Annotated in this window: 21 protein-coding genes; all 21 read left to right on the top strand. The window is 61.8% G+C overall.

The window, feature by feature from the left end; genetic code table 11:
- A partial coding sequence (locus tag WBV42_RS10520; protein ID WP_423985981.1) for a putative RNA uridine N3 methyltransferase occupies window positions 1-569 on the top strand: 569 nt, incomplete at its 5' end.
- A 4-nt stretch (window positions 570-573) separates the two neighbouring features.
- A complete protein-coding gene (locus tag WBV42_RS10515; protein ID WP_253225569.1) occupies window positions 574-1,590 on the top strand; it encodes a 50S ribosomal protein L3 in 1,017 nt (338 codons plus the stop codon).
- A 3-nt stretch (window positions 1,591-1,593) separates the two neighbouring features.
- Window positions 1,594-2,340, top strand: a complete 747-nt coding sequence (rpl4p, locus tag WBV42_RS10510) for a 50S ribosomal protein L4 (protein ID WP_423985980.1) — start codon at window positions 1,594-1,596, stop codon at window positions 2,338-2,340.
- Window positions 2,337-2,588: a 50S ribosomal protein L23 gene (locus tag WBV42_RS10505; RefSeq protein ID WP_066141887.1), complete on the top strand. Its 252-nt coding sequence runs from the start codon at window positions 2,337-2,339 to the stop codon at window positions 2,586-2,588. The genes rpl4p and WBV42_RS10505 overlap by 4 nt, the downstream gene beginning before the upstream one ends.
- A 2-nt stretch (window positions 2,589-2,590) precedes the next feature.
- On the top strand, window positions 2,591-3,313 hold the full coding sequence (locus WBV42_RS10500; RefSeq protein WP_423985979.1) for a 50S ribosomal protein L2: 723 nt from the start codon (window positions 2,591-2,593) through the stop codon (window positions 3,311-3,313).
- Window positions 3,310-3,735, top strand: a complete 426-nt coding sequence (locus WBV42_RS10495) for a 30S ribosomal protein S19 (protein WP_066141882.1) — start codon at window positions 3,310-3,312, stop codon at window positions 3,733-3,735. Before WBV42_RS10500 ends, WBV42_RS10495 begins: the two co-directional genes overlap by 4 nt.
- 3 nt (window positions 3,736-3,738) lie before the next feature.
- The gene (locus WBV42_RS10490) at window positions 3,739-4,200 is read left to right on the top strand and encodes a 50S ribosomal protein L22 (protein WP_423985978.1); all 462 of its coding nucleotides are present in this window, start codon (window positions 3,739-3,741) and stop codon (window positions 4,198-4,200) included.
- Entirely contained in the window at window positions 4,200-5,216 is a 1,017-nt protein-coding gene (locus WBV42_RS10485; protein ID WP_423985977.1) for a 30S ribosomal protein S3, read from the top strand. Before WBV42_RS10490 ends, WBV42_RS10485 begins: the two co-directional genes overlap by 1 nt.
- Window positions 5,216-5,434 (top strand): 50S ribosomal protein L29, encoded by a 219-nt coding sequence (rpmC, locus tag WBV42_RS10480; protein WP_423985976.1) that lies wholly within the window; start codon window positions 5,216-5,218, stop codon window positions 5,432-5,434. Before WBV42_RS10485 ends, rpmC begins: the two co-directional genes overlap by 1 nt.
- Before the next feature lie 19 nt (window positions 5,435-5,453).
- Entirely contained in the window at window positions 5,454-5,882 is a 429-nt protein-coding gene (locus WBV42_RS10475) for a ribonuclease P protein component 1 (protein WP_423985975.1), read from the top strand.
- The gene (locus tag WBV42_RS10470) at window positions 5,873-6,205 is read left to right on the top strand and encodes a 30S ribosomal protein S17 (RefSeq protein ID WP_423985974.1); all 333 of its coding nucleotides are present in this window, start codon (window positions 5,873-5,875) and stop codon (window positions 6,203-6,205) included. Before WBV42_RS10475 ends, WBV42_RS10470 begins: the two co-directional genes overlap by 10 nt.
- Window positions 6,205-6,603 carry a 50S ribosomal protein L14 gene (locus WBV42_RS10465; protein ID WP_049969849.1) on the top strand — a complete coding sequence of 133 codons (399 nt, stop codon included), beginning with the start codon at window positions 6,205-6,207 and terminating at the stop codon, window positions 6,601-6,603. Before WBV42_RS10470 ends, WBV42_RS10465 begins: the two co-directional genes overlap by 1 nt.
- Window positions 6,600-6,956 (top strand): 50S ribosomal protein L24, encoded by a 357-nt coding sequence (gene rplX, locus WBV42_RS10460; RefSeq protein WP_066141864.1) that lies wholly within the window; start codon window positions 6,600-6,602, stop codon window positions 6,954-6,956. Before WBV42_RS10465 ends, rplX begins: the two co-directional genes overlap by 4 nt.
- The gene (locus WBV42_RS10455; RefSeq protein ID WP_423985973.1) at window positions 6,953-7,657 is read left to right on the top strand and encodes a 30S ribosomal protein S4e; all 705 of its coding nucleotides are present in this window, start codon (window positions 6,953-6,955) and stop codon (window positions 7,655-7,657) included. The genes rplX and WBV42_RS10455 overlap by 4 nt, the downstream gene beginning before the upstream one ends.
- Window positions 7,654-8,172: a 50S ribosomal protein L5 gene (locus WBV42_RS10450; RefSeq protein WP_253225559.1), complete on the top strand. Its 519-nt coding sequence runs from the start codon at window positions 7,654-7,656 to the stop codon at window positions 8,170-8,172. The genes WBV42_RS10455 and WBV42_RS10450 overlap by 4 nt, the downstream gene beginning before the upstream one ends.
- A complete protein-coding gene (locus WBV42_RS10445; RefSeq protein ID WP_066141855.1) occupies window positions 8,169-8,345 on the top strand; it encodes a 30S ribosomal protein S14 in 177 nt (58 codons plus the stop codon). The genes WBV42_RS10450 and WBV42_RS10445 overlap by 4 nt, the downstream gene beginning before the upstream one ends.
- 2 nt (window positions 8,346-8,347) lie before the next feature.
- On the top strand, window positions 8,348-8,740 hold the full coding sequence (locus tag WBV42_RS10440) for a 30S ribosomal protein S8 (protein WP_066141852.1): 393 nt from the start codon (window positions 8,348-8,350) through the stop codon (window positions 8,738-8,740).
- A gap of 2 nt (window positions 8,741-8,742) precedes the next feature.
- Window positions 8,743-9,279 (top strand): 50S ribosomal protein L6, encoded by a 537-nt coding sequence (locus WBV42_RS10435; RefSeq protein WP_423985972.1) that lies wholly within the window; start codon window positions 8,743-8,745, stop codon window positions 9,277-9,279.
- A gap of 3 nt (window positions 9,280-9,282) precedes the next feature.
- Window positions 9,283-9,993 (top strand): 50S ribosomal protein L32e, encoded by a 711-nt coding sequence (locus WBV42_RS10430; RefSeq protein ID WP_423985971.1) that lies wholly within the window; start codon window positions 9,283-9,285, stop codon window positions 9,991-9,993.
- Window positions 9,986-10,426 (top strand): 50S ribosomal protein L19e, encoded by a 441-nt coding sequence (locus WBV42_RS10425; protein ID WP_253225557.1) that lies wholly within the window; start codon window positions 9,986-9,988, stop codon window positions 10,424-10,426. Before WBV42_RS10430 ends, WBV42_RS10425 begins: the two co-directional genes overlap by 8 nt.
- A 2-nt stretch (window positions 10,427-10,428) precedes the next feature.
- Complete coding sequence (locus tag WBV42_RS10420; protein WP_423985970.1) at window positions 10,429-10,983, top strand: 50S ribosomal protein L18; 555 nt, start codon at window positions 10,429-10,431, stop codon at window positions 10,981-10,983.
- The last annotated feature ends 6 nt before the right edge of the window (window positions 10,984-10,989 follow it).

Below are 10,989 nucleotides of genomic sequence, written 5' to 3'. Positions count from 1 at the left end.
CCCCATCACAGACCGGCTCCGAATCGGAGGGTTCGGGGTCGTTAAGACAGGGAATCGTGACCGAGGTCGGACCTGAAGGGCGCGTTCGGGTCAATTGCGGACTGCAACACCCGATCTCACTCGTCGTACCGTCTTCCATGACGGTCGCCGAGGGGGAACGCGTTACCGTCAGGATCTCTTCGAGAAGACCGGTCCGTGCGAAGCTCGTGGATGCCCCCATTCCGGGGCTCACAGTGATGCGCACGGACCTCTCGGCGGCCCTCGACCACGACGACGCCGGTGTCACAATCGGCACGTCGCGTCACGGAGAACCGCTCTCCGTTCGACGACTCGACGAAGTCGTCAGACGAACCAACCGCGACGGAATGACCGTCGCCTTTGGTTCGCCGGGTCGAGGACTGCCGGAGATGTTCGGGGTAGAACCCGAAGGAATCTCCACGGTCGAATCCGGCGTCCTAGCCCGGTTCGACCTCTGGCTAAATACGGTTCCAAACCAAGGCAGCGGGGTCGTGCGAACTGAAGAAGCGATGTTCGCCTCCCTCGGCTGCCTTACCCTCAACATCGAGTGATACGATGCCAGAAACAAGCAGACCACGCAAAGGTTCGCTGGGCTTCGGCCCCCGAAAGCGCGCGACGAGCGAAGTTCCGCGCTTCAACTCGTGGCCCGACAGTGACGGTCAGCCGTCGCTGCAGGGATTCGCGGGTTACAAGGCTGGAATGACCCATGTGGTGATGGTCAACGACGAGGCAAACTCCCCCCGCGAAGGGATGGAGGAGACCGTACCGGTCACCATCGTCGAGACGCCCCCAATGCGCGCCGTCGCTCTTCGAGCCTACGAAGACACGCCGTATGGGAAGAAACCACTGACGGAAGTGTGGGGTACCGAGTTCCACGACGAACTCGGCCGCACGCTCAACGTTCCGGAGAACCACGACGCCGACGCCGCGGAGGAGGACCTCCGCGCGGCCATCGAGGCAGGCGACGTGGCTGACCTCCGGGTCATCACACACACCGTTCCCAGCGACCTCAAGAACGTACCGAAGAAACGACCGGACGTCATGGAAACGCGGATCGGCGGCGGCTCCCTCGACGAGCGCGCCGATTTCGCCCTCGAACTACTCGAAGACGGCGGGGAACACGACATCACTGACGTGTTCCGCGCAGGCGAGTACCTCGACACCAGCGGCGTCACGAAAGGAAAAGGAACGCAGGGTCCCGTCAAGCGATGGGGCGTCCAGAAGCGGAAGGGCAAACACGCCCGCCAAGGCTGGAGACGCCGCATCGGTAACCTCGGCCCGTGGAATCCGTCGCGCGTTCGCTCGACGGTTCCGCAGCTGGGTCAGATGGGCTACCACCAGCGTACCGAACTCAACAAGCGCCTCATCTCCCTCGGCGACGACGATGAAGCCTCCGTCGACGGTGGCTTCGTCAACTACGGCGAGGTCGATGGTCCGTACGCGCTCATCAAGGGTTCGGTGCCGGGCCCGAACAAGCGCCTCGTGCGCTTCCGCCCTGCCGTTCGACCGACCGACCAACCGCGCCTCGACCCCGAGGTGCGCTACGTAAGTACGGAGTCCAACCAGGGATAACCCATGCAGGCAACAGTACGTAACCTGAATGGCGAGGACGCTGATACGGTCGACCTACCGGACGTGTTCGAAACGACCGTCCGCACCGACCTCATCAAGCGAGCAGTGCTCGCCGCACAGGCAAACCGGAAACAGGACTACGGTACCGACCCCCACGCCGGGATGCGTACCTCCGCCGAGTCGCCGGGCAGTGGCCGCGGTATGGCCCACGTCCCGCGAACCAACGGACGAGGTGCTCGCGTTCCGTTCACCGTGGGTGGACGTGTCGCACACCCGCCGAAAGCGGAGAAGGACCGCTCCCGCTCGATCAACAAGAAGGAGCGTAAATTGGCCGTCCGAAGCGCCATCGCGGCGACGACGGACGCCGAACGCGTCTCGGAGCGCGGACACCGCTTCGACGAGGATACGGAACTCCCCCTCGTCGTAAGCGACGACTTCGAAGACCTCGTGAAGACTCAGGAGGTCGTTTCCTTCCTCGAAGCCGTCGGCATCGACGCCGACATCGCACGCGCGGAGGACAACAAGAAGGTTCGCGCCGGCCGTGGGACGACCCGTGGCCGCAAGTACAAGACGCCCAAGTCGATCCTCTTCGTCACCAGTGAGGAGCCGTCGCGCGCAGCGCGAAACCTCGCCGGTGCCGACGTTGCGACGGCGCGCGAGGTCAACACGGAAGACCTCGCCCCCGGTACGCAGGCAGGACGACTGACCGTCTGGACCGAAAGCGCACTTGAAGAGGTGGCTGACCGATGAGCGTCGTCGAATACCCGTGGGTTACGGAGAAAGCGATGAACGAGATGGACTTCGAGAACAAGCTCCAGTTCATCGTGTCGCTCGACGCGACAAAACCCGAAATCCGCGACGAAATCGAGGACCGCTACGATGTCACCATCGAGAAGATCAACACCCAAGTCACCATGAAAGGGAAGAAGAAGGCGACCGTCTCGTTGTCGGACGACGACGACGCACAGGACGTCGCCTCCCGAATCGGGGTGTTCTGATAATGGGACGAAGGATTCAGGGACAGCGACGTGGACGCGGTGGACCGACCTTCCGCGCACCGTCGCACCGATACAAAGCAGAACTGAGCCACAAGAACGCCGAGGACAGCGACTTGGTCACCGGGACGGTCGTGGGTATCGAACACGACCCCGCCCGCAGTGCCCCCGTCGCGGCCATCGAGTTCGAGGACGGCGACCAGCGACTCGTCCTCGCACCCGAAGGCGTCGGCGTTGGCGAAGAGATTCAGGTCGGCGTTTCCGCCGAAATCAAGCCGGGCAACACGCTCCCGCTCGCCGAAATCCCGGAAGGGGTTCCGGTGTGCAACGTCGAGCGCCAGCCCGGTGACGGCGGCAAGTTCGCCCGCGCATCCGGCGTCGGCGCGAACCTCATCACGCACGACCGAGAGGCTGCTGTCGTGGAACTCCCGAGCGGCGAAGTCCGACGACTCTCGCCCCAGTGCCGTGCCACCATCGGCGTCGTCGCCGGTGGCGGACGGACGGAGAAACCGATGGTCAAAGCCGGTAACAAATATCACAAAATGAAGGCTCGCGGTACGAAGTGGCCGAACGTGCGTGGTGTGGCGATGAACGCCGTCGACCACCCGTTCGGTGGCGGTGGCCGCCAGCACCCCGGACGCCCGAAGAGTGTCTCCCGAGACGCTCCGCCGGGACGAAAGGTCGGGGACATCGCGTCCAAGCGAACTGGACGTGGAGGTAACAAATGAGCGGAAACGAATACCGAACAGGACGCGAGGGTGAGTTCACCTATCGCGGCTACGACCTCGACGAACTGCAGGACATGAGTCTTGAGGAAGTCGCGGAACTGTTGCCCGCACGAATGCGGCGAAGCATCCTTCGCGGGTTGACCGTCGAACAGGAGAAACTGCTCGACAAGGCCCAGGACAAAACCGAGGAAGAATCGGCGAACAGCCCGATTCGGACGCACCTGCGCGACATGCCCGTGCTCCCATCGTTCGTGAACAAGACGTTCGCCGTCTACAACGGCAGCGACTTCGAGCGCGTGCGAATCGAGCCGGAAATGTTGGGCCACTATCTCGGCGAGTTCCAGCTGACCCGCACATCGGTCGAACACGGACAGGCGGGAATCGGTGCGACCCGTTCCTCGAAGTTCGTACCACTCAAATAAACCATGGGAATCAGCTACAGCATCGATGCCGACCCGGACACCACCGCCAAGGGGATGCTTCGGGATCAGCACATGAGCCACAAGCACAGCAAGGCGATTGCCCGAGAGATCAAGGGCAAAACCGCCAGGGACGCGAAAGCGTACCTCCAGCAGGTCGTGAACGAAGAGCGATCGGTGCCGTTTAAGCAGCACAACAGCGGCGTCGGTCACCGTTCGGACATCGACGGCTGGGACGCAGGTCGCTACCCGGAGAAGGCGAGCGAGGCGTTCATCACGCTACTCGACAACGTCGTGAGCAATGCGGACGCCCAAGGATTCGACGGCGAATCGATGAAGATCAAGCACGTCGCCGCCCACAAGGTCGGCGAAGTGCAGGGTCGAAAACCCCGTGCGTTCGGCCGCGCAAGCGCGTGGAACACGCCCGAGGTCGACGTCGAACTCATCCTTGAGGAGGTCGACAACTAATGGCAGACGAACATCAGTTCATTCAGGACGGCCTACAGCGGTCACAGATAGACGAGTTCTTCGCGGAAGAACTCGGCCGCGCAGGGTACGGCGGCATGGATGTCGCCAAGACGCCGATGGGGACCCAGATCGTCCTCAAGGCGGAAAAACCCGGTATGGTCATCGGAAAGGGCGGGAAGAACATCCGGAAGATCACCCGAGAGCTCGGTGAGCGGTTCAACCTCGACGACCCGCAGATCGACGTTCAAGAGGTCGACGAACCGGATCTGAACGCTCGTATCGTCGCCGACCGGCTCGCCAACGCGCTCGAACGCGGTTGGTACTTCCGGAAGGCAGGTCACACGACCATCGACCGAATCATGGACTCCGGCGCACTCGGCGCCGAGATCGTCCTGTCCGGCAAGGTCACTGGCGCACGCTCGCGCGTGGAGAAGTTCAACCGTGGCTACATCAAGCACAACGGTGAACCCGCACAGACCATCGTCGATCACGGTCAAGGCGTCGCGGTGATGAAACTCGGCACCATCGGTGTCGACGTGAAGATCATCCCGCCGGGAGCGGACCTCCCCGACGACTTCCAGATCGAGGAGGGGGCAAGCCCCGAGGAGCTCGTTCCGGAAGCGGTCGAGGCCAACGAGGCCGCGGACCTCATCGAAGAGCCGAGCGGCGAGGAGCTCGAAGAGCTTCGCGCCGACGAGGACGAGGAATCGCCGGAACCCGGCGAGACCGAGGTCGACGAGGAAGTCGTCGAGGAAGTCATCGACGACGAGTCCGAAGCGGAAGCTGACGAGTCCGAAACCGAGTCCGTCGAGGAGGAACTCGACGAGCTCGAAGAGGAAGTCGAAGCCGAAGCCGAGGAACTCCTCGAAGAGATGGAAGGCGAGGAGCAAGACTCCTCGGAAAGTTCGAGTAGCGCGGAACACGGTTCCGCGGACCATTCGAGCGGGCAAAGCCCGCAAGAAGACGGTGACGAACCGCAAGAAGATGACGAAGCCGAGGAGGAGGCTGAGGAATAATGGCCATCCTTCACACCGAAGAGATTCGCGACATGACGCCCGCAGAGCGCGGTTCCGAACTCGAAGAGATCGAGACGGAACTGCTCAACGCGAAGGCAGTCAAGGCGGCCGGTGGTGCCCCGGAGAATCCGGGTCGCATCAAGGAACTCCGTCGAACCATCGCTCGAATCAAGACGATTCAGCAAGAGGAAGGCGACGCGTCGGACGACGACGAATAATCGCACACACCTCATAACCATGCCACTAACACCCGAGACGATAACGAAACACGAACTCGCCGGTCTCCGCGTGCGAGTCGCCTCGGCGACGAACCCATCCCTCGAATCGATCGAGGGACGGGTCGTTTCCGAGACGATGAACACGCTTACGGTCGAGTCCGCGTCTCGGTCGTGGCAGGTACCAAAACAGGGCACGACGTTCGAATTCGAACTCACAGATGAAGCCGCCGCTTCCGTCAAGGAAGCGGGGACCGCGTCCAAACGGAGGTCGGAAACTGCTGGAGTCCGCTCCGGTCAGTCTGGTCTTTTCTCCGAGTCCCGCTCGGAGGCACGTCGGAACGCTTCCGACGGTGGCGAGGGCGTGGCTTACGTTACGGTGGATGGCACGAATTTGCTCTCACGACCCGCATTGCGTACCGAAATTGGAGGAAATTCGAAATGGCGTTAGGATTGAATGTACCAGAACCGGAGGAGACCTGCTCCCACGATGACTGCCCGTTCCACGGAACGCTTTCCGTGCGCGGACAGATCATCGAGGGCGAAGTCGCCTCCACTGACATGGATAAAACCGTTGTCGTCGAGCGAGAGTACGACGTTGCAGTGCCGAAATACGATCGGCAGATGAAGCGTCGCTCCCGCGTTCCGGCCCACGCGCCGGAATGCATGTCGCTCGCAGTTGGCGACACGGTTCGTATCGCAGAGACCCGACCGCTCTCGAAGACGAAATCACACGTCGTCGTCGAGAACCTGACCGAGGAGGGTGACGACTAATGGAAGCACTGAAGGCTGACGTGACACAGGGCGTCGAGAAGGGCTCCCTGCTCAACTGTGCCGACAACACCGGCGCACGCGAGCTCAAGGTCATCAGCGTTTCCGGCTACCACGGCACGAAGAGCCGCCATCCCAAGGCAGGCATCGGTGACAAGATCACCGTGTCCGTCACGAAGGGGACGCCGGAGATGCGCCGTCAGGTGCTCGAAGCCGTCATCATCCGACAGCGAAAGTCCATCCGTCGTCCCGACGGCACGCGTGTCAAATTCGAAGACAACGCGGCCGTCGTCATCGACGACGTGGAAGAACCGCGAGGGACCGAGATCAAGGGTCCCATCGCGCAGGAAGTCGCAGAGCGGTTCGGAAGTATCGCAAGCACAGCTACGATGATAGTATGACTCGACAACCACGCAAACAGCGAAACCGGACCGAACGCGCACCGCTCCACGAGCGGCACGAACAGGTCAAAGCGCCGTTGTCCGACGACCTCCGCGAGGAGTTCGGCCAGCGTAGCGTCCGCGTCAACGCGGGCGACACGGTCGAAGTCATGCGCGGCGATTTCGCCGGCGAAGAAGGCGAAGTCGTGGACGTCGACCTGAAGTCGGCGACCATTCGCGTCGAGGACGTCGTCCTCGAAAAGGCCGACGGTGAGGATGTCGCGCGACCGCTCGACGCGAGCAACGTCCGCGTGACAGACCTCGACCTGTCCGACGACCGCCGTGAGGCACGTCTGGAAGGTGATTCCGAATGAGCAACCATCAGAAACGACTCTCCGTTCCGAACTCTTGGCCGGTCGAGCGAAAGACCGCCACGTTCACCGTGAAGGCCGGCGCCGGCCCGCACGGTCGTGACGGTGTCCCGCTCCTCATCATCCTGCGGGACGTGCTGGGCTACACCGCTTCGAAGAAGGAAGCCCGCTACGCGCTCAACCAAGATTCCGTACTCGTGAACGGACAATCAGTGAGTGACGAACAGCGACCCATCGGCATGTTCGATATCCTCGCGTTCCCAGAACGCGACGAGTACTACCGTGTCTTCCCCGACGAAGGTGGTCGCCTCGCGCTGACCCCCATCGACGAGGATGCGGCGGACGGCCGACTGGCGAAAATCGAGGACAAGACGAACGTCCCCGGTGGCGAAACGCAACTCAATCTCCACGACGGCAGCAACCTCCGTGTCGAGTCCGATTCGGACTACAACACGAAGGACTCCATCGTCGTCGGGACGGAGGACAAGGAGATCCTTGCCCACTTCCCGTACGAGGAAGGTAGTCTCGTTACCGCCGTTCGCGGGCAGCACGCCGGCGAGATCGGCGAAGTCACCGACATCACGGTGACGCCCGGCAGCGGTTCGAACACCGTCGCCGTCGAAGGCGACGAGAACGAGTTCGAGACCGTCGAGGAGTACCTCGTCGTCATCGACGAGAACTTCACGGGAGGGGATGACGAATGAGCGAAGCCGAATTCCACGAGATGCGAGAGCCGAAAGTGGAGAAAGTCGTCGTCCACATGGGCGTCGGTGAAGGTGGTCGCGAACTCGCCAACGCCGAGGAGATCCTCGAAAACGTGACGGACCAACAGAGCGTCCGCACGTTGGCGAAGTCCACTCTGCCGGATTTCGGTATCCGTCAGGGTGACCCGATCGGTGCGAAGGTGACGCTCCGTGGCGAGGAAGCACACGACTTCCTCGAAACGGCGCTCCCGCTCGTGAGCCTCTCGTCGAAGCAGTTCGACGAGACCGGGAACTTCAGCTTCGGTATCAACGAGCACACCGAGTTCCCGAGCCAGGAGTACGACCCGAACGTCGGAATCTACGGGCTTGACGTGACCGTCAACCTCGTTCGGCCGGGCTACCGCGTCGCAAAGCGCGACAAGGTCACCCGCCAGATTCCGTCGAACCACCGACTGACGGCCGAGGACGCGCTAGCGTTCCTCCAGGCCAGCTTCGACGTTGAGGTGGATGAATGAGCGAAAGTGAAAACGATGCGACCGGCGAGCATTCGACCAAGCGCACTGGCCAAATGGAAACGTGCCAACGATGTGGTCGAAAGCAAGGTCTGGTCGGCAAGTACGACATCAATCTGTGTCGACAGTGCTTCCGTGAGATCGCACGCGACATGGGATTCAGGAAGTACCGATAACAATGGCAGGAAACGACCCCCTTAGCAACGCACTCTCCGGCGTGGACAACGCCGAAGGTGTCGGTCATCTGTCCCACACGGTACAGCCCGCTTCGAACGAGATCGGCAGCGTGCTCGAGGTCTTCTACGACCACGGGTACATCGACGGCTTCGACTTCGTCGATGACGGTAAAGCCGGTCGGTTCGAGGTCGAACTAAAAGGCGCTATCAACGAATGTGGCGCGGTCAAGCCCCGCTATTCGGTGGGCAAGGACGACTTCGAGAAGTGGGAGAAACGGTTCCTCCCCGCCCGTGACTACGGGGCACTCGTCGTCACGACCAGCCACGGCGTCATGAGCCACTACGAAGCCCGTGAGGAGGGCATCGGTGGCCAGGTCATCGCATACGTCTACTAACAATGCCACGAGTAGAAATCGAAATTCCGGACGAGGTGTCCGCCGACGTAGACCACCTCGACGTGACCATCGAAGGGCCGGAGGGATCCGTCACGCGACGGCTCTGGTACCCGAACATCAGTGTCACGGTCGAAGACGACGCAGTGGTCATCGAGAGCGACGTCACCGACGCGAAAACGAACGCGACGGTGGGAACGTTCGAGAGCCACGTGCGAAACATGGTCCACGGCGTGAGCGAGGAGTGGGAGTACAAGATGGAAGTCTTCTACTCTCACTTCCCGATGCAGGTCCGTTCCGAGGGCGACAAGGTCGTCATCGAGAACTTCCTCGGAGAGAAAGCGCCACGACGAACGAACGTCCACGGGGACACCGTCGTCGAGGTCAACGACGAGGAACTGAGCCTGCGCGGCCCAAGTATCGAAGACGTCGGTCAGACCGCAGCAGACATCGAACAACTCACCCGCGTGTCGGGCAAAGACACGCGCGTGTTCCAGGACGGCGTCTACATTACCGAGAAGCCGTCCACGGGAGGTGCCTGATAGATGGCAGACGAACCAGAACAGATCGAAGACATCAGCGGTGTTGGCGAGAGCAAGGCCGAATCGCTCCGTGAGGAAGGCTTCGAGTCCGTCGAGGACATCAAAGCCGCCGAACAATCGGACCTCGCGGAAGTCGACGGAATCGGCAACGCACTCGCTGCCCGTATCAAGGCGGACGTCGGAAGCCTCGAAGTCGAAGAGGAGACCGAAGCCGAGATCGAAGAAGAGGAATCGGAGGCCGAAGAGGAAGAACCGGCCGAAGACGTCGAAACCGAACTGCAACCCCGCGGGCTGACCGAGAAGACGCCCGACCTCGAAGACGAGGAGGCACGACTGCTCAAGCAGCGAAAACGTGTCGGGACCCCGCAGTTCAATCGACAGGACTACCACAAGAAAAAGCGCACGCCCTCGTCGTGGCGCAAGCCGCGCGGAAACCTCAGCAAGCAGCGCCGGGGAATCAAGGGCAAAGGCGACATGGTCGAGGCGGGCTACCGCACGCCGAAAGCGGTTCGGGGCAAGCACCCGAGCGGCTTCGACGAGGTTCGCGTTCACAACGTCGATGATCTCGACGGCGTGGACGGCGACACCGAAGCGGTTCGCATCGCCTCGAAAGTCGGCGCTCGCAAACGCGAGCGTATCGAGGAAGTCGCCGAGGACGACGGCATTCGCGTGCTCAACCCAACCTACGTCGAAGTGGAGGTAGACAATGAGTGACTTGAGTGCACAGAAGAAACTCGCATCGGACGTCCTCGACGTCGGTAAGAACCGCGTTTGGTTCGACCCCGACGCACAGGGTGCCATCGCTGACGCGATCACCCGAGAGGACATCCGCGAACTGGTCGACGACGGGTCGATCCAGTCGAAGGATGCAAAGAGCAACTCCCGCGGCCGTGCCCGTGAGCGCAACGCGAAACGCGCCTACGGACATCGAACCGGACCCGGAACCCGCAAAGGGAAGAAGGGCGGCCGTAAGAACTCGAAAGAGGAATGGACGAACCAAATCCGCGCACAGCGACGCAAGCTCCGCGAACTCCGTGCTGACGGCGAAATCACGCAGACGCAGTACCGCGCTCTGTACGACAAGGCCAAAGGTGGGGAGTTCCGTAGCGTGCAATACCTGCTGAACTACATAGAGAACAACTACTAACAATGGCAACTGGACCACGATACAAGGTGCCGATGCGCCGCCGCCGTGAGGTCCGGACTGACTACCATCAAAGGTTGCGCCTGCTGAAATCGGGTAAGCCACGTCTGGTCGCTCGGAAGAGCAACCAGCATGTCAGGGCACAGCTGGTCACGATGGGTCCCGACGGCGACAACACAGTTGCGAGTGCTTACTCCGGCGATCTGGCGGAGTACGGCTGGGAGGCCCCGACGGGCAACATCCCCAGCGCGTACCTCACTGGATACCTGCTCGGCAAACGCGCACTCGACACTGATTACGATGAGGCAGTGCTCGACATCGGTCTCAACACGGCGACGCCCGGCAGTAAGGCGTTCGCAGTACAGGAAGGTGCAATCGACGCTGGTCTCGACATCCCCCACAACGAAAGCGTGATGGCTGACTGGTCGCGCAACCGCGGCGAGCACATCGCCGAGTACGCTGAACAGCTGGACGAGCCGCTGTACAGCGGGGATTTCGACGCCACAGAACTACCCGAGCACTTCGACGAAGTGCTCTCGAACCTCCAGGAGGACGAATAATATGAG

The organism is Haladaptatus sp., assembly GCF_049589095.1.
Classification (GTDB): Archaea; Halobacteriota; Halobacteria; order Halobacteriales; family Haladaptataceae; genus Haladaptatus.
The sequence above is the reverse complement of the archived record's forward strand: the minus strand, read 5'-3'. Positions and strand labels throughout refer to the sequence as shown.